We start from the raw sequence: 22,063 nt of genomic DNA, 5'->3' as shown, positions 1-22,063 counted from the left end.
CGCGTGCACTGCGGTAACAGCGCGCCAATGCGGCACGATTGCGAGATGCTGTCAGCCGCTCGTGGCGCTGGCAGGCTCCGGCAAGCGGAAGAACGCACGCGCCGCGGCCGTGCTGTTGGCGGCGGTCACCGCGACATCTTCGCCACGATCGCGCGCCAGCTCTTGGACGATATGCGACAGGAACATCGGCTCGTTGCGGCGGTCCTTGGGCATCGGCTTGAGCGTGCGCGGCAGCAGGTACGGCGCATCGGTTTCGATCATCAACCGGTTGGCCGGAATGTTGCGCACTAGCTCGCGCAGGTGCGCACCGCGGCGCTCATCGCACAGCCATCCGGTGATGCCGATGTAGTAGTCGCGGTCCAGATACGCGAACAGTTCGTCGCGCGTGCCGGTGAAGCAGTGCACCACCGCCGCACCCAGGCGGCCTTCGAAGCTGCGCATGATGGCGATGAAATCCTCATGCGCATCGCGCTGGTGCAGGAACAGCGGCTTGCCGTTGTCGGCGGCCAACTGCAGCTGGCGTTCGAAGGCCTTGTGCTGCGCAGGGCGCGGCGCAAAATCGCGGAAGTAATCCAGCCCACACTCGCCCACTGCCACCACCTGCGGATGCGCCTGCAGGGTGCGCATTTCCGCTTCGCATTCGGCAGTGAATTCCACTGCGTGATGCGGATGCACGCCGGCGGTGGCGTACAGGAATCCGGGGTGTTGCTGCGCCAGTTGCAGGGCCAGCGGCGAATGCTCGCGGCTGGCGCCGGTAATTACCAGCTGCGCCACCCCGGCATCGCGTGCGCGTTGCAGCACCGCATCGCGATCGCGATCGCGATCGAACGCGTCATGGGTGAGGTTGGCGCCGATATCGATCAATTGCATGCTGCGGTGTCGCCTGAAAGAACAGGGGTGATTGTACTGGGTGAGGTTGCTCATCCGCCCTGCGGGCACCTGCTCCGGCAGGCGGGGGAAAGAGCATCCGTAACGGGATCTGCATGCGGTCAGCGGTGCCTCAGCCACAAGCCTGCACGAACGCGCGATCCTTCCCCCTGTGTGACAAGGGCAGGGATGAGGGCCGCCTGCGCGACACACTCACCCCACCGCCGGCACCGCCATCGCATCGATCTTTGCCGCCAGCGCCTGGATCGCCAGCTGCGCCGAACGCGAGAGCTGCCGCTGCGGGGCCACGCACAGCGCCAGCGTCATCGGTTTGGTCAGGTGCTGACGAAACGGCACGAAGGCCAGGCGCCCGTCGGCCACGTCCGGGGCGGCGTCCAGCCACGACATCAGCCCCACGCCGGCGCCGGCACGCACCAGGCCGCGCAGGGTGCGCACGTCGTTGCAGTGGGTGAGCCGCTTCACATCGATGTGCTGGCGCTGGTACAGCACCTTGGCGTGCTCGCCGACGATCAACGGCGCGGCCGGCAGCAACAGACGGTGCTCCAGCGTCTCGCTCAGCTGCAGCTCGGTACGGGTGCTCAACGGGTGCCCCACCGGCATCGCAATGCCGAGCGGAATGTCCGCAAACGCGCGCACCTCCAGGTCCACGCTGCTGACCGGGTCCAGCAGCAGGCCGATATCCACATCGGCCGAGGTCACCATTTCCATCACCCGCTGGTTGTGCGCGGTGGACAGGTTGAAGGTGATGCCCGGGTGCTCCTGCACCAGCGCGGCCACCGCCGCGGGCACCACGCCTTCGCTGAGCGCGTCGATCATGGCGATCTCCACATGCCCCCGGCGCAGGCCCTTGAGCTCGTCGAAGCGCTCCAGGGTGCGTGCGTAGGCCTTCTCCCAGCCGCGCACGTCCACCAGCAACAGCTCGCCGGCAGCGGTCAGCCGCAGCCGGCCGGGCAGGCGTTCGAACAGCTGGGCGCCCAGTTCTTCTTCGGCCTTGAGGATCTGCCGGTCGATCGCCGACGCCGACACGTGCAACACCTCGGAGGCCTTGCGGATGCTGCCGCAGCGGGCCACTTCGATGAAATACCGGGTAAAGCGCGAAAAGGTCAGCATGCGGCGGGGCTCGGTTGGCGTTGCATTTTTTGCAATGGCTGGGCTGAAAATCGATGTTTGATCACACACCCCCGGCTTCCTAGAGTCAATCCGGCACCGCTCCCGCCCCACGCCAGAGACCGCCCATGGATGTCGCCGTCCCCGCCCTGCCGCTGCACTGCACCTTCGAGGCCGCCGATTGGCAGCGCCTGGCCCGGCACTGGCATGCGGTGGCGCTGAGCAGCGAGGTGAGCGAAGCGCCGTTCAAGGCCACCCTGCTGGACGAGCCGCTGGTGTTGTACCGGCTGGGCAGCGAGTTGGTGGCCGCGCGCGACGTCTGCCCGCACCGCGGGGTGCCGCTGAGCATGGGCACGGCCGATGGCGGCGGCGTGGTGTGCGCCTATCACGGCCTGCGCTTCGGCGCGGGCGGGCGCTGCAACCATATCCCGGCCAGCCCCAGCCAGAACATCCCGGCCAGGATGCGTCTGCACACCTATGCGGTGGCCGAACGCTACGGGCTGATCTGGGTGTGCCTGGCCAAGCCGGCCGGGGTGAGCGATGCGGACATCCAGATTCCACCGATGCCGGGCTGGGACGAAGACGGCTTCCAGCAGATCGTCTGCCCGGCCTTCGACATCGGCGGCAGCGCCGCGCGGCAGCTGGAAGGATTCATCGACGTGGCGCATTTCGCCTTCGTGCACACCGCCACGTTCGCACAGCCGGACAAGCGCGAAGTGCCGGCCTACACCACCACCGAAACGCCGACCGGCTTCAACGCCGATTACCTGAGCACCGTGGCCAACTATTCGGTGGACATGCCGCTGCCCGACGTGGCGCCGGACTTCCAGTGGCTACGCCACTTCGAAGTGCATCTGCCCTTCACCGCCACGCTCACCATCCACTTCCCGGTACCGGGCAAGCGGTTGGTGATCATGAATGCCGCCAGCCCGGTGTCCAAGCACGCCACCCGGCTGCTGGTGCCGATCGCGCGCAATTTCGACACCCATCTGCCGGTGGAAGACGTGCACGCCTTCAACCTGCGCGTGTTCGAAGAAGACCGCGCCATGGTGGAAGCGCAGCGGCCGGAGTATTTGCCGCTGGACCCGCTGCTGGAAGTGCACATTCCCGCCGATCGCAGTTCCATCGCCTATCGCCGCGGGCTGCGCAGCCAGGGCTATAGCGACTTCTTCCTGCGCTGACGGCCGAGGACACCCGCATGAGCCTGCATGAAGTGCGCGTTGCCGACGTCGTCGATCAGGGCCACCGCCAGCGCGCGATCCGGCTGGAACCGGTGGGCGCCCAGTTGCCGGCATTCGAGGCCGGCGCGCATGTCGACCTGCATCTGCCGGATGGCTTGATTCGCCAATACTCGATCGCCAGCGCGCCGCATGTGCGCGACCACTATCTGCTGTGCGTCAAGCTGGCAGACGCCTCGCGTGGCGGCTCGCGGCATCTGTGCGAACAGCTCGCGCCCGGCGACCGCCTGCGCATCTCCACACCGCGCAATCTGTTTCCGCTGCACCCCGGCGAGCGCCATGTGCTGCTGGCGGCCGGCATCGGCATCACCCCGCTGCTGTCGATGGCCCAAGCACTGGAAGCGCGCGGCGAGCCCTTCGTGCTGCACTACTACGCACGCCGGCATGCGGATGTGGCGTTTTCGCAGCGGCTGCAACAAGGCTTTACGCATGGGCAGGTGTACCTGCACCTGAGCGATGGCGGGCAGAGTCCACGCGTGCATGTGCCCGAGGAACTGCGCCAGGCACGTGCGCGCGACCAGCTGTATCTGTGCGGGCCGGCGGCGTTCATGGACCACTTCACCGTGCTGGCAAAGGCGCATGGCTGGACGGCGGCGCAACTGCATCGCGAACACTTCGCCGCCGCGCCCAGCCTCGCCCACGATGCCGACAGCGCGTTCGAGGTGGAACTGGCTGCCAGCGGCCGCGTGGTGCAGGTGCCGGCCGATTGCAGCATCGCCAGCGCCTTGCGCGATGCCGGTATCGAGGTGCCGCTGTCGTGCGAACAAGGCATGTGCGGCGCCTGCCTGACCGGCGTGCTGGCTGGCACGCCAGATCATCGCGACAGCGTGCTCAGCGACGCCGAACGCGCCGCCAACCGGCAGATCACCGTGTGCTGTTCGCGCAGCCGCTCGCCACGGTTGGTGCTGGATCTGTGAATGCCGCCTACGCCGTGCGATCGCGCTTGTTCCGTCACGTCGCGCTCTCGGAGGATTCGCTTGCGGACACCAATGGCACGTAACGTACCGTGCCATCCGTTACCGCATCGGCGCTGCGATGCGCACGTGGCCGAGGCACAGGCAGGGCGACAATGCGCGATATCGCCGCAGCACGACGCCACGCTACGGTTTGTGAGTTCCCCTCGCACCGCAATCCCTGCCCGATGCCCGTGGCAAGCGCAGCGCAACAGGGCAAGATGGGCCGCCCGCGTGCGCGCCCTGCCACGCACCCCGCCCCATATCGATGAGATCTCTGCCGATGTTCGTTTGTCCTGCCGTCAACCGGCTGTACGCCCCGAGCGCATGCTGATGCGCTGGCCCGGTTTTGCGCTCGCCGCCAACGGCAGCAGCGTGCGCACCGAACTGCTGGCCGGTGCCACCACCTTCCTGACGATGGCGTACATCGTCTTCGTCAATCCCGACATCCTGGCCACCACCGGCATGGATCACGGCGCGGTGTTCGTGGCCACCTGCCTGGCTGCAGCACTGGGTTCGCTGCTGATGGGCGTGCTGGCCAACTACCCCATCGGCATGGCGCCCGGCATGGGCCTGAACGCATTCTTCGCCTTCAGCGTGGTCGCCACATTGGGCTACAGCTGGCAGCAGACCCTGGGGCTGGTGTTCGTTTCCGGCTGCCTCTTTCTGCTGCTCACCGTCACCGGCGCGCGGCGCTGGTTGGTAGATGGCATTCCGCCCACCTTGCGCAGCGCCATTGCGGCGGGCATTGGCTTGTTCCTGGCCCTGATCGGGCTGCAGAAGGCCGGGCTGGTGGTGGCGCATCCACAGACCTTGCTGACCTTGGGCGATCTGCACCGGCCCGAGCCACTGCTTGCGCTGGCCGGGCTGCTGCTGATCGGCGTGCTGGAAGTGCGCCGCGTGCGGGGTGCCATGTTGCTGGGCATTCTTGCGGTGACCGGCGCGGCGCTGGCGTTGGGGCTGGTGCGCTACCAAGGCGTCCTGGCGCTGCCGCCAAGCCTGGCGCCCACCTTGCTGCAGCTGGATATCGTCGGCGCCTTGCACGGCCATGGCGGCGGCGGTGCGCTCGCTGCGGTGCTGCATGTGGTGCTGGTGTTCGTGCTGGTGGAAATGTTCGACGCCACCGGCACGCTGATGGGTGTGGCGCAACGCGCCGGCCTGCTGCACACGCCCGCGCAGCGCCGCCAGTTCGACCGCGCGCTGCTTGCCGACAGTACCGCCATCCTGGCCGGCTCGCTGCTCGGCACCTCCAGCACCACTGCCTATGTGGAAAGCGCCGCCGGCGTGCAGGTGGGCGGGCGCACCGGCCTCACCGCGCTGGTGGTTGCCGCCTTGTTCTTGCTTGCCCTGCTGTTCTCGCCGCTGGCCGCGATGGTGCCGGCCTACGCCACCGCACCCGCGCTGATCTACCTGGCCTCGGTGATGCTGCGCGAATGCACGCAGATCCAGTGGGACGATGTGGGCGACGCCTTGCCGGCCGCCATCTGCATGCTCGCCATGCCGCTGACCTATTCCATTGCGACGGGGCTTGCGTTCGGCTTCGTCACCTATGCCGCGCTCAGGCTCGGCAGCGGCCGCTGGCGTGGGGTGCACCCGGCCACCTGGGCCATCGCGTGCTTGTTCGTGCTGCGCTATGCGCTGGAATGATGCGCGCCTCCACGTGTTCCAGGTCTGCTTGCCGGCGCGTACGTGGGTGGCTTCGGATCGCGCTGGTGGGCACGCTATGGGGCCGCCGGCCGTCGCACGCCACCGTCTCTCAAAACGAGTCTCCTGCATGCCATTTGTTTGCCGCTGTCTGATCCTGAGCGTGTGGGCGTGCTTGCCCGTTGCCGTGCACGCACGGCCAACACCAGCACCGGCGCCTGCGCAACAACGCCAACTGCAGGTGTCGCAGTTGTTCCGTGAGGCGGCCGCGCAGCCGGCACAGCTACGCACTTGGCTGCAGGCCATGCCGAAAGGTGGCGACCTGCATAACCACCTCTCCGGTTCGGTGTATGCGGAAGACTATCTGCAGTGGGCCAGCGACGATGGCGCCTGCGTGCAACTGGACGACCTGAGCCTGCGCGCGCCGCCCTGCGGGGCCGGCCAGGAGCCGGCGGGCGGCCTGGCGACCCGCAATGCCGCGCTGTACGGGCGGATAGTGAATTCGCTGTCGATGCGCAACTTCCTGCCAGGCCCAACGCACCCCAGCGGCCACGATCAGTTCTTCAGCACCTTCGGCAAGTTCGATGCGGTGGTCCGCACCCGTGTCGCCGACACCGTCGCCGCAGTGCTGGAGCAGGCCGCACGCGACCGCGTGCCGTATGTGGAAATCATCGCCAACCCGCCGCAGATGGATCAGGCTGCCAAGCGCATGCAGTTACTGCCGTGGAAGGGCGAGGACGACGCAGCCAACCTGCGTGCGTTGCAGCCCGACCTGGCGCCGCTGGTGCAGGCCGCGCAACGCGATCTTGCCGACATCGACGCGCAGGTCCGGCGCGTACTGCGTTGCGACCAGGCCGATGCACGCCCCGGCTGCACGGTCGAGTACCGCTATGTTCCGTATGTGCTGCGCGTGCTGCCGCAGCCGATGGTGTTCGGGCAGATGGCGCTGGCGCATGCGCTGATCGCGGCCGGCGGCAGCCGCGCGGTGGCGCTGAACATCGTCGCGCCGGAAGACAATCCAGTGGCGCTGGCCGATTACGCGCGGCACATGGCGATGTTCCGCTTCTTCGCAACGCGTTATCCCGGTGTGCCGCTGTCGCTGCATGCCGGCGAGCTGGCGCTGGGGCTGGTGCCGCCGGCGCAGCTGCGCTCGCATATTCGGCAGGCGGTGGATGCCGGTGCACGCCGCATCGGTCATGGCGTGGACCTGCCCTACGAGGACGATGCCGAAGCACTGCTGCAACGCATGCGACGCGAACAGGTTGCGGTGGAGATCAACCTCACCAGCAACGATGTGATCCTGGGCGTCAAGGGCATGGCGCATCCGCTGGCGCTGTATCTGCGTGCCGGCGTGCCGGTGGTGTTGTCCACCGACGATGCCGGCGTCTCGCGTGCGGACATGACCCACGAGTACCAACGCGCGATGCAGGAACAAGGCCTCGACTACCCCACGCTCAAACAGCTGGCCCGCAATGGCCTCACCTACAGCTTCCTGCCGGGCACCAGCCTGTGGGATGCCGACGGTAAAGTTGCGCAGGCCTGCGCCACGGCGTTGCAGCGCGAAACCGATGACGCTGCCTGTCGCGCATTCCGCCAGAGCAGCGAAAAGGCGCGGTTGCAATGGCAGCTGGAAACCGACCTGGCCCAGTACGAGCGCACGCTATTGCTGCAGCACAGATAGCACCGACAACGACATGACATATGCAACGTAGGAGCGCGCCCGAGCACGAACGGGCTTAACCGGTAACGCACCGTCGCGCGCAGGCACGCTCCTACAAATGCCTCTCTCCATCGCCGTTGCAACGCCTTCAATCTTCCACGACAAGAACGCAATGACCGATCCGCACCGCCCCTCATCCAGACGCCGCGTCATTCTCGAAGACGACATCGACGGCTTCACGCCCGCACAGCTGCTGCTGTTGCAATCGCCCGACGTGCAGGTGCTGGGCATCAGTGCCGTCAGCGGCAATATCTGGCGCGATGAGGCGCTGGCGCATACCTGCCGCCTGCTGGAACTGGCTGGCCATCCGCAGATTCCAGTGCTTCCCGGCCCGGTGCATCCGCTGCTCAACAGCGAGTTGGCCACCGAGCGCTGGGAAGCGCTGTACGGCAAACTCGTCTGGAAAGGCGCATGGACCAGGCACTGGGTGGACGGGGACACCATGCAAAGCGCGCCGCGCTATCACGCCCACGATGTGGTGCCCGAGCTGGCATTGGGCAATCCCAGCGTGGTGCGCCCCGCAGACGAGCCGGCCGCGTTGTTCATGCTGCGCATGGTGCGTCAATACCCGGGCGAGGTGAGCATCATCGCAACCGGCCCGTTGACCAATCTGGCACTGGCGCAATCGCTGGACCCGTCCTTTGCCACGTTGGCGCGCGAGCTGGTCTATATGGGTGGCAGCCTCAATCCACGGCAGCAACGCAATAGCGTGAGTGCGCAGCAATTCGCACGCGAGTTCGTCAATTCGCCGCGACGCGAATTCAATATCCGCTGGGACCCGGAAGCGGCCAGCATCGTCATGCGCGCGCCGTGGCGGCAGATCACCATGGTGCCGGTCGACCCCTCCACCGCCACCGAACTCACCGCCGAGTTGCTGGCGCGCATGAGTGCGGCCGACACCACGATTGGCCATGCACTGCGCCGCCGCGAGCCGGGCTTTCCGATGTGGGACGAACTGGCCACGGCCGTGTGGCTGCGCCCCGACTTGGCCACCCGCACCGAAACGCTGTACGTCGACACCAACACCGCCTTCGATGCCGGGTACGGCGACATCTTGTCGTGGGCACCGGGGTATCAGCCCGGGCTGGGCGAGCAGGCGCAGACGGTGGTGCATGCGGTGGACGTGCCGGCATTCGAACAGCTGCTGGTCGACCGCCTCACCGCGCCGCAACCACCGGCAGTGGGGTTACCACTTCCCCTTTTCCCATCGGACCTCGGTCCCCTTGATGGAACAAGGTGCCCGCAGGGCGAATGAAGGTTCGATATGCGGATGACAGTGCTGCATCGGTAGAGTCGCTGGTGAGGAATGTGGAAACAAATGCCTGGCACATCTCCAACTGCCGTGACAGCCTCGCCCAACGCCGCCAGCGCCCCAGCCCGCGTTTGCGATGCGAACGCTCCCATGCACGCGCACCGGTGGCGCGCAAACCTTGCCTTCTCGCTCCGCGAGAGAGCCGTTCGATCAGGACGTGAGACAGAAAGACGCGCGATGACGCTGCTGCATGATTAGATCCAATGCCGGAAGCTGCACGTCTGCGGTCTTTGCGGTCACAACGACCGCGTAACGGTGACGCGCAATCCCGACAGCCTCGTGTCGGCTCTCAACGCATCAGCCAGCACGTTTGCACGACCCGCACGCCAAGCAGACAAGCAGACAAGCAGACAAGCAGACAAGCGAATCTCAACTCCCCAATCCCCGCTTTCCAACAGGTGATCCATGCAACTCCCCGCGCAATGGCAGGCAGGCGTCGATCGCAATACCGAAGTGCTGCGTGGGCACGCGCAGCTGCTGGCCAGCTTCCATGCGCCGCCTGCAACGGCACACGAGGGCGGCGGTGCGCGCGGCCAGATTGCCTCCATCGTCAGCACCACGCGCAGCCAGCCCACGCTGGCCGCGCGACTGGCCACCCAGACGCTGACGCGCATCAACCAGGCCAACGACCGCCTGTGCGCCATCACCCGCCTGCTGCCGGCGCGTGCCGCGGCTGATGCCGCGCGCGTGCAGGCCGCGCTTGCCGGGGGCAGCGACGGGGGCGCGTTGGCCGGCGTGCCATTCGTGGTCAAGGACCTGTTCGACGTAGCCGGGCAGGTCACCACCGCCGGCGCCGCGGTGCGTGCGCACTGCCCGCCGGCCAGCCGCGATGCGGCGGTGGTGCAACGGCTCAGCGACGCCGGGGCCGTGCTGGTGGGTACCGCCAACATGGACGAATTCGCGTACGGTTTTGCCACCGTCAACGCGCATTACGGCACCACCGCCAATCCGCACGATCTCCAGCATCTGGCGGGCGGCTCGTCGGGCGGCTCGGCGGCTGCGGTGGCGGCCGGGCTGGTGCCGTTCGCGCTTGGCTCGGACACCAATGGTTCCATCCGCGTGCCGGCCGCGCTGTGCGGCATCTACGGCCTGCGCCCCACGCACGGCGCCGTGCCCCTGGATGGCGTGTTCCCGTTTGTCGACGCACTGGACGTGGCCGGCCCATTCGCCACCTCGGTGGCCGACCTGCGCCGCGTCCATGAGGTACTGCGCGGGCAGCCGCTGCCTTCGTGCCATGCCGGCAACCTGCGTGTCGCGCGGTTGGGCGGCTGGTTTGAACGCAATCTGGATCCGGATCTGGAGGCCGGGCTGCAGGCCCTGCTCACCGCCTGCAACAGCCTTTCGTCGATCGACCTGCCGGAGGCCGAACGCGCACGCGCCGCTGCCTTCGTCCTGACCGCTGCCGAAGGCGGGCATCGTCACCGCAGCGCACTCACCGCGCACGGCGCGCAGTTCGACCCGGCCACCCGCGACCGCCTGCTCGCCGGCTTGCAGCTGCCCGCCAGCGCGGTGGCCGATGCGCACCGCTTCGCACAATGGTTTGCCGATGCCATGCACGCGCTGTGGGACCAGGTGGAGGTGCTCATCGCGCCGGCCACCCCGTGCGTGGCGCCACGCATCGACCAGGACACCATCCAGATCGACGGTTTGCCCGTCTCCGCACGCGCGAACCTGGGCATTTTTACCCAGCCACTCGGCCTGGCCGCCTGCCCGGTGCTGGCCGCACCGTTGCCGCGTCCCGGGCGCCTGCCACTGGGCGTGCAACTGATCGCCGCGCCCGGCCGTGAAGACCGCCTGTTTGCGCTGGCCGCGCAACTCGAACGCGACGGCCTGCTCGCCTTCAGCCCGCCGCCGGAGTCACGCTGATGGTGCATACCCTGCGCGCGCGCCGCGGCATGGTGGTCGCACCGCACCACTTGGCCGCACAGGCCGGGCGCGATGTCTTGCGCGACGGCGGCAATGCCGTCGAAGCGGTCGTGGCCACCGCCGCCTGCCTGGCGGTGGTCTACCCGCACATGACCGGCATCGGCGGCGATGGCTTCTGGCTCATCCACGAACCCGATGGCCGCGTGCATGCCATCGATGCCTGCGGCCGCGCGGCGCAGGCGGCAACACTGGATTTCTATCGCGGCCACGCCCACGTTCCGTGGCGCGGGCCAGGCGCGGCCAATACCGTGGCCGGCACCGTCTCCGGCTGGGCGCTGGCCCTGCAGCAGGCAAACGGCAGCGTGTCGCTGCAACGCCTGTTGAGCGATGCGATCCATCACGCCAGCGCCGGCGTGCCGGTCACGCTGGGCGGGGCGCAGATCGCCGCCAGCAAGGGCGCAGAACTGCGTCTGCAACCCGGCGCCTATGCCGAGATCTTTGAGCCGCACGGCGTCCCGCTGGGCGAAGGCGCGCTGCTGCACCAGGCGCAGCTCGCGCGCACCCTGCAGCGGCTCGCCGATGAAGGGCTGGAGAGTTTCTATCGTGGCGCGATCGCACACGATATCGCCGCAGACCTGCAGGCATTGGACAGCCCGCTCAGCGCACACGACCTGGCGATCCATCGCGCCGACGTCAGCGTGCCGTTATCGGTTGTCATCCAGGGCGCGCGCCTCTACAACCACGCGCCCCCCACGCAGGGGCTCGCCTCGCTGTTGATCCTGGCGCTCTTCGATCGCCTGAAGGTGGAAGACGCAGACAGCTACGCACACCTGCACGGGCTGATCGAAGCCAGCAAGCAGGCGTTCCTGATCCGCGACGCACACCTGGGCGACCCCGCCTGGATGACGCTCGACGCGCAAGCCCTGCTCGACGACAGCACCGCACTCGATGCGCTCGCCGCACGCATCGACATGAGCGCCGCACTGCCGTGGCCACAGCCCTCGCAAGCAGGCGACACCGTCTGGTTCGGCGCCATCGACGCGCACGGCCGCGCGGTCAGCTGCATCCAGTCCACCTACTTCGAATTCGGCTCCGGCCTGGTGCTGCCGCGCACTGGCATCACCTGGCAGAACCGAGGCTGCAGCTTTCGCCTCGCCCCCGATGGCTGGAACGCCCTTGCCCCAGGCCGCAAACCCTTCCACACCCTCAACCCGGCACTGGCCACCTTCGACGATGGCCGCGTGATGGCCTACGGCACCATGGGCGGCGAAGGCCAACCGCAAACCCAGGCCGCCGTGTTCTCCCGCTACGCCCGCTTCGGCATGCCGCTGCAGCAGGCGGTCAGCGCACCGCGCTGGCTGCTCGGCCGCACCTGGGGCGAAGACAGCACGGCGTTGAAGCTGGAAGACCGCTTCGACCCGGCCGTCGTGCAAGCCCTGCGCAACGCCGGGCATGCGGTGGAACTGCTGCCGGCGTACAGCGCGGTGATGGGGCATGCCGGTGCCTTGGTGCGTGAGGTCGATGGCGTGATCAGCGGCGCCAGTGATCCGCGCTCCGATGGGGTGGTGGCGGGGTGGTGACTAGGGCGGTCGTTCCGCTGCGGTCGCTCGCCCCATGCGCGCCATGGGCATGCACCGGGTGAAAGTGTCCATGTGTCGCAAGACCGTCGTGCCGGAGCCTTCGTAGCGAACCCAACCACGGCAACCTTGGCGATCCGTGTGCCATGCTTAGGCACGCCAAGGGCGCGCCATCCACATCTGCGTTACGGCTAACGCGTCGTCCAATCCACTCAAGGAGAGCAACATGACAGACCAAGATCAACATCAACCGTCGCTGGAAGACGTCAAGTTGGCGTTCGATGGCCAGAGCGTGGATTGGTATCTGCAGAAGCTGGTCGGCATTGCCAACACCTCGGACGTGCAGTTCGGCGTCACGCTGTTTGTCGAAGGCATCGTCATTTCCGGCCAGTTGGTCAGCGGCAAGCGGTATTTCGAGGCATTTGCGCAGGAGTTCTCTGCGGCCTACCCCGGCGCGGCCGATGAAAAAGAAGATATCCGTCGCGCGTTTGCCAGCCACGCCAGCATCTACGATTCCGAAGACGATGCGCAGCAGAGCAGCACGCCGCCGCAGTTCATCCACCTGATCGATGCGCGTTGCTTCTCACCGGGCGGCCAGCCGCTGCCAAGCAACCGTGGCGTGTTGTGGCGTGGCAAGGTCAATGCGGTTTCCGGCTTCACCCTTGGGTCGCTGTCGGCAGACTGAGCGCGGCCAACAGCACGTCGCGCGCCGCCGTCAGGTGGGCGCGGAAGGCGCGCTCAGAACCGCAGTGTACGTGTGGTACATGCCGATTCCGGGCACCGGCCGCGCCCGCCTGGCGGCGGCGCAGTCGTTTTTGTTAGGTGCTTCAAGCCCCGTACCGTCTGCTCCAGTGTGAGTGCGCGCCATCTCACACTGGACTACCAACCACATCTCGAAGCAGTGCAAGGCCGCTCCAGAACGGCAGCATTTGGCGATCCTGTGTCAGGCAGCGCCGTTGGACCTCAGCGCACGTTGGCGATGCAGTGGCATCAACACGGCCACGCGTCATACAGACGGCGCGAGCGTACGCGACAAGAACTCACTGATGGAGTGCGCAATCTCCACCGCATGCGTCTCCAGTGCAAAGTGCCCCGTGTCCAGCAGGTGCACTTCGGCCTTTGGCAGATCCTTGCGGTAGGCCTGTGCGCCGGCCGGGATAAAGGCTGGGTCGTGCTTGCCCCACACGGCCAGCAATGGCGGCTGATGGGTACGAAAATACGCTTGGAATGCCGGGTACGCTGCCACGTTGCTGCGGTAATCCAGGATCAGGTCGAGCTGGATCTCTTCGGCGCCCGGGCGCGCCATGTAGGCGATATCCAGCATGTAGCCGTCCGGCGACAGTGCCCCGGGCGCGACACCGGTACCGTACTGCCACTCACGAATGGTCTGCGGCGACAACGATGCACGGCAGGCCTCGCGATTGGCGGCGCTTGGCTCACGCCAGTAGGCTTGCCAGGCGTCCCATTGGTCGCTGAAGCCCTCCAGGTAGGCATTGCCGTTCTGGCTGATGATGGCGCTCACCCGTTCCGGATGCGCGGCCGCAAGGCGGAAGCCGACCGGTGCACCGTAGTCGAACAGGTACAGGCCATAACGCGTCAGCCCCAAGGCGTCGGTAAAGCCTTCGATCACCTTGTAGAGCGCCTCGAAGGTGTAATCGAACTGCCCACGCGGCGGTGCCTTGGTCATGCCGAAGCCGGGGAGATCCGGGGCGATCAGACGGTATTGGCTTGCCAGCAGCGGCATCAGGTCGCGGAACATGTGGCTGGCACTGGGAAACCCATGCAACAGCAACAGGACCGGTGCGTCCTTGCGCCCTGCCTCGCGATAGAACACCTGGACATCGCCAACCTGCTGGGTGCGATACCTGATGCGCTGGGTGGAGTCGTGGGACATGCTGCCTCCGTCAAGTGGTGGGGTGTATGCGCCGGAAGTGTCGGCTGCACGCAATCTGCCGGCCCCCAGGGCCAGTGCCGTGCCAATCCACCCCAGGCGCAGGATGGAGCGGCGCCCGTGTAACGCCGGCGCATGTTGCCGGTGGGAATTGATGCGTGGGTCGGCGTGCATGCTGGTGCGGCAAAGCGTGTGGAAAGGCGGCCATGCTAGGTGCGCCGGTCCAGCACGAGAACCACCCTGGGATTCAATTGAGCATTGCATCGCACGCAATGCCGCGGCCACTGTTGCGTTTGCATGCGCTGCATGGCGCATGCGGCATCCAGGGGTTGCTCACATCGGGCTGCTAGGCTGCGTGCCCGGTCGAAGGTGATTGTCGAAGTCGAGGCGCAGGTGGACCGCATCCAGGAAATGACGCTGTTTGCCGCGCTGGCCGAGCACACCAGCTTTGCGGGTGTCGCACGCCATCTCGGCATTTCCACCGCCACGGTCACGCGCACCATCGCGCAGCTGGAAGCGCGGCTGGGCGTGCTGCTGGTGGTGCGCAGCACACGCACCATGCGGTTCACCGCAGCAGGCCAGCAGTATGCAAGCGACTGCCGGCGCCTGTTGGCCGAGTTGGAGGATGTCGAAAGCCGCGCCGCTGGCCTGCATACGCTCCCCAGCGGCTTGCTCACCGTGACTGCCCCGCAGATGTTCGGTGCACTGCATGTCACACCTGTCGTGGCGCACTTCCTCAGCCGCTACCCGGCGATGCGCGCACGGACACTGCTGGTGGACCGCGTCGTGCCGCTGCTGGAGGAAGGCATCGATGTGGCGATCCGGATCGGCACGTTGCCCGATTCGTCGCTGACTGCCATCCCGGTCGGCAGCGTCCGTCGCATGGTCTGTGCCTCGCCCGGCTATCTTGCAGAACACGGCATACCGCAGCACCCGGACAGGCTGCCGCAGCATGCAACGATTTCCACCTCCGCGGCCGAACGCGCGCCCAAGTGGGCGTTTCGTCTGGATGGCCGTGCGCATGAGGTGGACGTTGCCTCGCGCCTGAGCGTCAGCGCATTCAACGCCGCCATCGTTGCCGCAGTGGATGGGTGGGGCCTCACGCAAGTGCCGTCCTACCAGGTCCGCCAACACCTGCAAAACGGAACGCTGGTCAGCGTGCTGGATGCCTTCGAAATCGCGCCCGAACCGGTGCACGTGGTCCATGTCGAAGGCCGCCGCGGCTCGTCGAAGGTGCGCACCTTCGTGGACGAGTGCGTGGCTGCGTTACGGCACGACCTTGGATGTGCGGACGGCGGTTGAGCGGCGCCAGGCAGCCCCGCCATGCCGTTGGCTGCCGCACGCGCGCGAAGGCGCGCCTGACCGCAGCAGCGCCATGCAGTCGATCGGCCGATGCAGTTGCAGCGCGATCCTCCCGAACTGTATGAACAGCCGCCCCCGCCCCATGAGCACGTTCCGAGGTTTTCCTTCGCGCGGCGTGTGGCGCATGGGCTGCGCGTGACGCAGCACCCACGGCGTTGCGGTGCATTCGCGGCGTTGCCGCCAACCGGTGCGGGCACGACCGTGGCCGAGGTGCCGCTGGCACGCGCACGCGTTCGCCGGATGAGGTTCTCGCAAGGGCACGCCTGCCGCCGGCAGCCCCATGCCATCGGGCCAGGCACCGCGTTGCATTTTTTGCAGCACAAGCCCGCGAAAAAACTCTTTGATGGCGACAGGACTGCCTCCCTATAGTCCAAGCGTCACCTCTCCCGCCTGCTCCTGGACCGCTGTTGAAGGCTCCGCGAGCCCCGTTGGTCCTGTCGATGCCCGCTGCCCTGCCGTCCCGCCAAGCGACCGCCGACCTCACCGCTCCTGGCGGTGCGCGTGCGGTGGCACGCTGCGACGCGCTGGGCGTTGCGCCCTACAGCGATAGCGATACCGGGCTATTCCGCGGCTGGCTTGGTCCTGCCCACCGCGCCACGGTGGAACAGGTGGGCACCTGGATGAGGGCGGCCGGCATGCAGGTGCGCATCGATCCCCTCGGCACATTGGTGGGCCGGTACGCCGGCACGCGGCCAGACACGCCGGCGCTGCTGATCGGCAGCCACCTGGACAGCGTGCGCGATGCCGGGCGCTACGACGGCCCGCTCGGCATCCTGCTCGGGATCGAATGCGTCGCTGCGCTGCATGCACAGGGGCGCAGGCTACCGTTCGCCATCGAGGTCATCGCCTTCGGCGACGAGGAAGGCTCGCGCTTTCCCGCGTCCATGTTCTGCAGCCGCGCGGTGGCCGGCACGCTCGACCCCGCCAGGCTGGCGGTCACCGACGCCGCCGGCGTCACGGTGGCCAGCGCCCTGGCCGCGTGGAACCTGGACATCGCCCACGTGCAGCGCGCCGCCCGCGCGCCGGGCAGCGTGCTGGCGTATCTGGAAACGCATATCGAACAAGGCCCGGTACTGGAAGTCGAAGGATTGCCGCTCGGCATCGTCAGCGCCATCGCCGCCCAGCGGCGCTTCGCGCTGCGCTTCGAGGGCCGCGCCGGGCATGCCGGCACCACCAGCATGGCACTGCGCCGCGACGCGTTGAGCGCCGCCGCCGAAGCGCTGCTGGCCATCGAGCGCATCGCGCGCGTAGGCAGCAGCGATCTGGTTGCCACCGTCGGCACGCTGCAGGTGGCACCCGGCGCCACCAATGTGGTGCCGGGGCGTGTGGACTGCACGCTGGACGTGCGCGCCGGCAGCGACGCGAGCCGCGATGCCGCCGTGCATCTGATCGAACAGGCACTGGCGCAGATCGCCATCCACCGCGGCATCGCCATCGCCATCGAGCCGCTGCAGACACTGGCTGCCAGCCCCTGCGCGCCGGCACTGATCACGCGGCTGGAACATGCGGTTGCCGCGCAAGGCATCGCACCGCGCCAGCTGGTCTCCGGTGCGGGCCACGATGCCATGGTGATGGCAGCGCTGTGTCCTACGGCGATGCTGTTCGTGCGCTGCGCCGGCGGGATCAGCCATCATCCGGACGAGCATGTCGATCCGGCCGATGCCGAGATTGCACTGGCGGTCATGCGCCATTTCATCGAACACCTGGGAGAACCCCTTGTCACCTGATCTGCGTCAGCTGCACACCTTTGGCGAACTCGATCCCCCGCAGCGCCTGTTGATGGGCCCGGGCCCGGTCAATGCGCATCCGCGCGTGCTGCGTGCGATGGCCGCCGATCTGCTGGGGCAGTTCGATCCGGAAATGACCAACTACATGAACGAGGTGATGGCGCTGTACCGGCCATTGTTCGGCACCGAGAATCGCTGGACGTTCCTGGTCGATGGCACCGCGCGCGCCGGCATCGAAGCGGCGCTGGTGTCGCTGGTCAGCCCCGGCGAGCGCGTGCTGGTGCTCAACTTCGGCCGCTTCGGGTTGCTGCTCACCGAAATCCTGGGCCGTCTCGGCGCCGATGTGCACACGGTGGATGCGCCGTGGGGCGAGGTACTGCCGCTGAGCGCGATTGCCGAGGCGATCGCGCGCGTGGCGCCCAGGCTGGTGGCCACCGTGCACGGCGACACCTCCACCACCATGGCCCAGCCGCTCGATGGCGTCGGTGCGTTGTGCCGCGCAGCTGGCGCGCTGAGTTATGTGGACGCCACCGCCACCATCGGCGGCATGCCCGTCGCCAGCGACCGCTGGGAGGTGGACGTGGTTACCGGCGGTTTGCAGAAATGCCTGGGCGGGCCGTCCGGCTCGGCGCCGATCACCGTGTCCGAGCGCGCGGCCGAGGCCATCTTCGCGCGTCGCCATGTCGAACGCGGCATCGTGCGCGCCGACATCGCCAACGGCAGCGGCCCGCGCATCGCCTCGAACTATTTCGACCTGGCGATGATCATGGATTACTGGTCGGACAAGCGCCTCAATCACCACACCGAAGCCACCACCATGCTGTACGGCGCCCGCGAATGCGCACGCGTGGCCCTGCAGGAAGGCCTGGATGCACGCTTCGCGCGCCACGCGGCGGCCGGGCGCGCGGTCAGTGCAGGTATCCGCGCGTTGGGGCTGGAAGTGTTCGGCGACGATGCGCATCGCATGACCAACGTCACCGGCGTGGTGATTCCGCCCGGCATCGACGGCGAGGCGGTGCGCCGCCGCATGCGTGAGGATTTCGAGATCGAGATCGGCACCGCGTTCGGGCCGCTGCAGGGCAAGATCTGGCGCATCGGCGCGATGGGCTACAACGCGATGAAGCACAAGGTGCTGATCACCCTGGCCGCACTGGAAGCGGTACTGCGCGCCGAAGGTGATGCCTGCACGCACGGCCTGGCGGTGGAAGCGGCACTGGCCGCCTGGCACGCGGAAGCGCAGGCATGAACGCTGCGCGCGACCTGCTCGGCTATGGCGCCACGCCGCCCGCGGCGCAATGGCCGGGCGGCGCGCGCATCGCAGTGCAGTTCGTGATCAATTACGAAGAAGGCGCGGAAAATTGCGTGCTCAATGGCGATGCCGGTTCCGAAGCGTTCCTGTCCGAAATGGTCGGTGCGCACGCGCACCCCGGCGCACGCGCCATGGCCATGGAAAGCCTGTACGAATACGGCAGCCGCGCCGGCTTCTGGCGGCTGCATCGCTTGTTCACTGCACGCAACGTGCCGGTGACGGTGTTCGGGGTGGCGCAGGCCTTGGCATCCAATCCGGACGCGGTGGCCGCGATGCAGGCGGCCCGGTGGGAAATCGCCAGCCACGGTCTGCGCTGGATCGATTATCAACACGTGGACGAGGCCACCGAACGCGCGCATATCGCGCAGGCCATCGCCGTGCATACGCGCGTCACCGGCAGCCGGCCGCTGGGCTGGTATCAGGGCCGCACCAGCCCCAACACCGCCCGCCTGATTGCCGAAGAAGGTGGCTTTGTCTACGACGCCGACAGCTACGCCGACGATGTGCCGTACTACGACCACCGCCACGGCCGTGCGCAGTTGATCGTGCCGTACACGCTGGATGCCAACGATATGAAATTCGTCGCCTATAACGGCTTTGCCGATGGCGAGCCGTTCTTCCGCTATCTGCGCGACAGCTTCGAACAATTGCGCAGCGAAGGCGGGCGCATGCTTTCGATCGGCCTGCACGGGCGCATCGTGGGCAAGCCGGCACGCGCGGCGGCGCTGGCGCGCTTTGTCGATCATGTACTGGCCAGCGGCGATGCCTGGATTGCGCGCCGCATCGATATTGCGCGCCATTGGCTGCAGGTGCACCCGGCATGAGCATTGCCGCCTCCCGGATCGATCTGCCCGAGGTGATCGCGCAAGTGACGGCCGCCTTCCATGCCTACGAAACCGCGCTGATGCGCGACGACATCGCGGCGATGGATGCGCTGTTTCATGCAGCGCCCAGCACGGTGCGCTATGGCGTGGGCGAAGTGTTGTACGGCATCGATGCGATCCGCGCATTTCGCAGCGGCCGCGGTGGTTCGCCGCAACGCCAGCTCGCACATGTGCAGGTACACGGCTTCGGGCATGACTTTGCCACTACGCACGCGGAGTTCATTCGCGAGGGCAGCAGCGCACGCGGGCGGCAAAGCCAGAGCTGGGTGCGCTTTGCCGACGGCTGGAAAGTGGTGGCTGCGCATGTCTCGTTGCAAGGCACGCACGCATGAGCGTGGTCGACGACCCCGCGCTGGACGATGCCGCCTTCCTGGCGCGCTACCGCGACCTGTTCGAGCACTCGCCGTGGGTGGTTGAACGTGCGCTGCGGCGGCGGCCGTTGGCCGATGTGCATCACGGCCTGATGCAGGTCGTCTACGACGCATCGCCGCAAGATCAGGTCGCACTGATCCGCGCCCACCCAGAGCTGGCCGGCAAGGCCGCGATCGACCGCACGCTCACCGAAGCATCGGCCGCGGAGCAGGCTTCGGCCGGGCTGGACCGGCTCAGCGAGGACGAATTCAAGCGCTTCCACGCGCTCAATCAGGCTTATCGCCACCGTTTCGGATTTCCGTTCGTGATCTGCGTGCGGCTGCACGACAAGGCCGGCATTCTGGCCGCGCTGGCGCAGCGGCTGGAGGCCGCGCGCAATGCAGAGATCGCCACCGCCATCGCCGAAATCGGCAAGATCGTTCACCTGCGCCTGGAGGCACTGCCATGAGCCTGGCCCACCTCGAACGTACCCTCGCCCACGACCTGCAATGCCTGGCCCACGGCGGCGATGCCTGGGTGCAACCGCGCGTGCATCCGAGCGGGCACGTCTACGACGTCATCATCGTCGGCGCCGGGCAGAGCGGCCTGGGGGCGGCGTTCGCGCTGCAACGCGAGCGTGTGCACAACCTGCTGGTGATCGACGAAAACCCGGCGGGCCAGGAAGGTCCGTGGGTGACCTACGCGCGCATGCAGACCTTGCGCACGCCCAAGCACATCACCTCGATCGATCTGGGCGTGCCATCGCTCACCTTCCGCGCGTGGTGGGAGGCGCAGTACGGCAGCGCCGCATGGGATGCGCTGGACAAGATTCCGCGCGCGCGCTGGATGGATTATCTGCGCTGGTATCGCACAACGCTGCGCTTGCCGGTGCGCAACGCCACCCGCCTGGTCCGCGTGGAGCCGGACTTCGCACCGGGTATCCATCGCCTGCATCTGGCGATGGGCGCCCCCCTGCTCACGCGCAAACTGATTCTGGCCACCGGCATCCAGGGCGGGGGCCAGTGGGTGGTGCCCGAGTGGATCAGCCGCGCCCTGCCCGCGCACCGCTACGCGCACACGTCCGGCCAGATCGATTTCGCCGCACTGGCCGGCAAGCGTGTGGGCATTCTGGGCGGCGGCGCCTCGGCCTTCGACAATGCCTGCTTTGCGCTCGAACAGGGCCTGGCCAGTGCCGAGGTGTTCGTGCGGCGTAGCGAATTGCCGCGCATCAATCCGTTCCGGCACATGGAACAGGCCGGCATCATTCCGCGTTTTCTGGCGCTGCCGGATGCAGACAAGTATCGGATGATGGCCAGCTTCTTCGCGCACAACCAACCGCCCACCAACGACACCTTCCAGCGCGCCTGTGCGCATGCCGGCTTCGCGCTGCATCTTGGCGCGCCGTGGCTGGACGTGGCCGAACGCGATGACGAGATCGTCGTGCGCACGCCGCAGCGCGAACACCGCTTTGATTTCCTTGCCATCGCCACCGGCCTGGTCACCGATCCGCAGCTGCGTCCGGAACTGGCTGCGCTGTCCGGGCGCATCGCCTGCTGGGGCGACCGCTATCGGCCACCGCCGGGCCAGGCCAATCCGGTGCTGGACGCACACCCCTATCTGGGCCCCGGTTTCGAACTGCTGCCACGCACGCCTGACGATGCCGCGCTGCTGCATGGGCTGTTCGCCTTCAACTATTCGGCGCTGATCAATCACGGCCCATCGGCCGCCGCGCTGTCCGGGCTGAAGGTAGCACTGCCGCGGCTGGCCCGCGCAGTGGCCGACCAATTGTTCCTGGACGACCGCCAGGCCGTCGTCGACCAGTACTTGGCCTACGACCAACCCGAATTCGTCGGCCAATGGCCGCAGCCCACCCAGGCGGTGGCATGAGCACGCTGTCCACGCACGTGCTGGACACCGCCAGCGGCCGCCCCGCCGCGGGCGTGCCGCTGCGGCTGTTCGCCGGCGAGACGCTGCACTTCGAGGGCGTGACCAATCCCGACGGCCGCTGCCCGGACCTGGCCGCGCTCGCGCTGCAACCCGGCCGCTACCGGCTGGAATTCGACCTCGCCCGCTATTGGCAGGCAACCGGCATGGCGCTGGCCGATCCACCGTTCCTGGACTGCATCCCGATCGCCTTCGGCATCGCCGACGACGGCCACTACCATGTCCCGCTGCTGCTGTCCCCGTACGGGTACTCCACCTATCGCGGCAGCTGAGCGCTGCGTCGTGCCGCA

19 protein-coding genes and 1 other RNA gene are annotated in these 22,063 nt (G+C 67.5%); 16 read left to right on the top strand and 4 right to left on the bottom strand.

What is annotated here, in order from left to right; all coding sequences use genetic code 11:
• Positions 1–51: 51 nt before the first annotated feature.
• Together ACDH77_RS01470 and ACDH77_RS01465 are read right to left on the bottom strand one after the other, a co-directional pair.
• Entirely contained in the window at positions 52–870 is an 819-nt protein-coding gene (locus ACDH77_RS01470; RefSeq protein ID WP_372353688.1) for a TatD family hydrolase, read from the bottom strand.
• A gap of 210 nt (positions 871–1,080) precedes the next feature.
• Complete coding sequence (locus ACDH77_RS01465; RefSeq protein WP_372353687.1) at positions 1,081–1,998, bottom strand: LysR family transcriptional regulator; 918 nt, start codon at positions 1,996–1,998, stop codon at positions 1,081–1,083.
• A 125-nt stretch (positions 1,999–2,123) separates the two neighbouring features.
• Between ACDH77_RS01465 and ACDH77_RS01460 the strand changes: the two genes are divergently transcribed.
• The 8 genes from ACDH77_RS01460 (at position 2,124) to gvpU (ending at position 12,990) form a co-directional block, all read left to right on the top strand.
• A complete protein-coding gene (locus tag ACDH77_RS01460) occupies positions 2,124–3,176 on the top strand; it encodes an aromatic ring-hydroxylating oxygenase subunit alpha (RefSeq protein WP_011346019.1) in 1,053 nt (350 codons plus the stop codon).
• A gap of 17 nt (positions 3,177–3,193) precedes the next feature.
• Positions 3,194–4,150, top strand: a complete 957-nt coding sequence (locus ACDH77_RS01455) for a PDR/VanB family oxidoreductase (protein ID WP_071118470.1) — start codon at positions 3,194–3,196, stop codon at positions 4,148–4,150.
• A 369-nt stretch (positions 4,151–4,519) separates the two neighbouring features.
• Positions 4,520–5,833: an NCS2 family permease gene (locus tag ACDH77_RS01450; protein ID WP_338338830.1), complete on the top strand. Its 1,314-nt coding sequence runs from the start codon at positions 4,520–4,522 to the stop codon at positions 5,831–5,833.
• A gap of 127 nt (positions 5,834–5,960) precedes the next feature.
• Complete coding sequence (locus ACDH77_RS01445; RefSeq protein ID WP_372353686.1) at positions 5,961–7,511, top strand: adenosine deaminase; 1,551 nt, start codon at positions 5,961–5,963, stop codon at positions 7,509–7,511.
• A 151-nt stretch (positions 7,512–7,662) separates the two neighbouring features.
• Positions 7,663–8,805 carry a nucleoside hydrolase gene (locus ACDH77_RS01440; protein WP_372353685.1) on the top strand — a complete coding sequence of 381 codons (1,143 nt, stop codon included), beginning with the start codon at positions 7,663–7,665 and terminating at the stop codon, positions 8,803–8,805.
• Between the two features lie 462 nt (positions 8,806–9,267).
• Positions 9,268–10,728: an AtzE family amidohydrolase gene (locus ACDH77_RS01435; protein ID WP_057681331.1), complete on the top strand. Its 1,461-nt coding sequence runs from the start codon at positions 9,268–9,270 to the stop codon at positions 10,726–10,728.
• Positions 10,728–12,308, top strand: coding sequence for a gamma-glutamyltransferase family protein (locus ACDH77_RS01430; protein ID WP_008572350.1), 1,581 nt, complete (start codon positions 10,728–10,730; stop codon positions 12,306–12,308). The genes ACDH77_RS01435 and ACDH77_RS01430 overlap by 1 nt, the downstream gene beginning before the upstream one ends.
• Positions 12,309–12,531: 223 nt before the next feature.
• Positions 12,532–12,990, top strand: a complete 459-nt coding sequence (gvpU, locus tag ACDH77_RS01425) for a gas vesicle accessory protein GvpU (RefSeq protein WP_008572349.1) — start codon at positions 12,532–12,534, stop codon at positions 12,988–12,990.
• A 4-nt stretch (positions 12,991–12,994) separates the two neighbouring features.
• On the opposite strand, the gene ACDH77_RS01420 is transcribed toward gvpU, so the two are convergent.
• Both ACDH77_RS01420 and ACDH77_RS01415 read right to left on the bottom strand, forming a co-directional pair.
• Positions 12,995–13,071: non-coding RNA, sX9 sRNA (locus ACDH77_RS01420), on the bottom strand.
• A 240-nt stretch (positions 13,072–13,311) separates the two neighbouring features.
• Positions 13,312–14,199: an alpha/beta fold hydrolase gene (locus tag ACDH77_RS01415; RefSeq protein WP_011346013.1), complete on the bottom strand. Its 888-nt coding sequence runs from the start codon at positions 14,197–14,199 to the stop codon at positions 13,312–13,314.
• A 366-nt stretch (positions 14,200–14,565) separates the two neighbouring features.
• Between ACDH77_RS01415 and ACDH77_RS01410 the strand changes: the two genes are divergently transcribed.
• The 8 genes from ACDH77_RS01410 (at position 14,566) to uraH (ending at position 22,045) form a co-directional block, all read left to right on the top strand.
• Entirely contained in the window at positions 14,566–15,498 is a 933-nt protein-coding gene (locus tag ACDH77_RS01410; protein WP_008572345.1) for a LysR family transcriptional regulator, read from the top strand.
• Between the two features lie 566 nt (positions 15,499–16,064).
• Positions 16,065–17,285 (top strand): allantoate amidohydrolase, encoded by a 1,221-nt coding sequence (locus ACDH77_RS01405; RefSeq protein ID WP_372353878.1) that lies wholly within the window; start codon positions 16,065–16,067, stop codon positions 17,283–17,285.
• Positions 17,275–18,531, top strand: coding sequence for an alanine--glyoxylate aminotransferase family protein (locus tag ACDH77_RS01400; RefSeq protein WP_372353684.1), 1,257 nt, complete (start codon positions 17,275–17,277; stop codon positions 18,529–18,531). The genes ACDH77_RS01405 and ACDH77_RS01400 overlap by 11 nt, the downstream gene beginning before the upstream one ends.
• On the top strand, positions 18,528–19,418 hold the full coding sequence (gene puuE / locus ACDH77_RS01395) for an allantoinase PuuE (RefSeq protein WP_031420725.1): 891 nt from the start codon (positions 18,528–18,530) through the stop codon (positions 19,416–19,418). The genes ACDH77_RS01400 and puuE overlap by 4 nt, the downstream gene beginning before the upstream one ends.
• Positions 19,415–19,810, top strand: coding sequence for an oxalurate catabolism protein HpxZ (gene hpxZ / locus ACDH77_RS01390; protein WP_014089057.1), 396 nt, complete (start codon positions 19,415–19,417; stop codon positions 19,808–19,810). The genes puuE and hpxZ overlap by 4 nt, the downstream gene beginning before the upstream one ends.
• Positions 19,807–20,298, top strand: a complete 492-nt coding sequence (gene uraD / locus ACDH77_RS01385; protein ID WP_011346006.1) for a 2-oxo-4-hydroxy-4-carboxy-5-ureidoimidazoline decarboxylase — start codon at positions 19,807–19,809, stop codon at positions 20,296–20,298. Before hpxZ ends, uraD begins: the two co-directional genes overlap by 4 nt.
• Entirely contained in the window at positions 20,295–21,716 is a 1,422-nt protein-coding gene (gene hpyO / locus ACDH77_RS01380; RefSeq protein ID WP_014089055.1) for an FAD-dependent urate hydroxylase HpyO, read from the top strand. Before uraD ends, hpyO begins: the two co-directional genes overlap by 4 nt.
• Positions 21,686–22,045, top strand: coding sequence for a hydroxyisourate hydrolase (uraH, locus tag ACDH77_RS01375; RefSeq protein ID WP_014089054.1), 360 nt, complete (start codon positions 21,686–21,688; stop codon positions 22,043–22,045). The genes hpyO and uraH overlap by 31 nt, the downstream gene beginning before the upstream one ends.
• The last annotated feature ends 18 nt before the right edge of the window (positions 22,046–22,063 follow it).

Source organism: Xanthomonas axonopodis pv. maculifoliigardeniae (assembly GCF_041519315.1).
In the GTDB taxonomy this organism is placed as follows: Bacteria; Pseudomonadota; Gammaproteobacteria; order Xanthomonadales; family Xanthomonadaceae; genus Xanthomonas; species Xanthomonas euvesicatoria.
Note: the sequence above shows the minus strand (reverse complement) of the source record. Positions and strands in the feature narration are given on the sequence as shown.

Excerpts from the sequence above, each read along its gene's own strand:
- ACDH77_RS01470 (WP_372353688.1), bottom strand. The coding sequence starts at position 870 with ATGCAATTGATCGATATCGGCGCCAACCTCACCCATGACGCGTTCGAT.
- ACDH77_RS01465 (WP_372353687.1), bottom strand. The coding sequence starts at position 1,998 with ATGCTGACCTTTTCGCGCTTTACCCGGTATTTCATCGAAGTGGCCCGC.
- ACDH77_RS01460 (WP_011346019.1), top strand. The coding sequence starts at position 2,124 with ATGGATGTCGCCGTCCCCGCCCTGCCGCTGCACTGCACCTTCGAGGCC.
- ACDH77_RS01455 (WP_071118470.1), top strand. The coding sequence starts at position 3,194 with ATGAGCCTGCATGAAGTGCGCGTTGCCGACGTCGTCGATCAGGGCCAC.
- ACDH77_RS01450 (WP_338338830.1), top strand. The coding sequence starts at position 4,520 with ATGCGCTGGCCCGGTTTTGCGCTCGCCGCCAACGGCAGCAGCGTGCGC.
- ACDH77_RS01445 (WP_372353686.1), top strand. The coding sequence starts at position 5,961 with ATGCCATTTGTTTGCCGCTGTCTGATCCTGAGCGTGTGGGCGTGCTTG.
- ACDH77_RS01440 (WP_372353685.1), top strand. The coding sequence starts at position 7,663 with ATGACCGATCCGCACCGCCCCTCATCCAGACGCCGCGTCATTCTCGAA.
- ACDH77_RS01435 (WP_057681331.1), top strand. The coding sequence starts at position 9,268 with ATGCAACTCCCCGCGCAATGGCAGGCAGGCGTCGATCGCAATACCGAA.
- ACDH77_RS01430 (WP_008572350.1), top strand. The coding sequence starts at position 10,728 with ATGGTGCATACCCTGCGCGCGCGCCGCGGCATGGTGGTCGCACCGCAC.
- gvpU (WP_008572349.1), top strand. The coding sequence starts at position 12,532 with ATGACAGACCAAGATCAACATCAACCGTCGCTGGAAGACGTCAAGTTG.
- ACDH77_RS01415 (WP_011346013.1), bottom strand. The coding sequence starts at position 14,199 with ATGTCCCACGACTCCACCCAGCGCATCAGGTATCGCACCCAGCAGGTT.
- puuE (WP_031420725.1), top strand. The coding sequence starts at position 18,528 with ATGAACGCTGCGCGCGACCTGCTCGGCTATGGCGCCACGCCGCCCGCG.
- hpxZ (WP_014089057.1), top strand. The coding sequence starts at position 19,415 with ATGAGCATTGCCGCCTCCCGGATCGATCTGCCCGAGGTGATCGCGCAA.
- uraD (WP_011346006.1), top strand. The coding sequence starts at position 19,807 with ATGAGCGTGGTCGACGACCCCGCGCTGGACGATGCCGCCTTCCTGGCG.
- hpyO (WP_014089055.1), top strand. The coding sequence starts at position 20,295 with ATGAGCCTGGCCCACCTCGAACGTACCCTCGCCCACGACCTGCAATGC.
- uraH (WP_014089054.1), top strand. The coding sequence starts at position 21,686 with ATGGCCGCAGCCCACCCAGGCGGTGGCATGAGCACGCTGTCCACGCAC.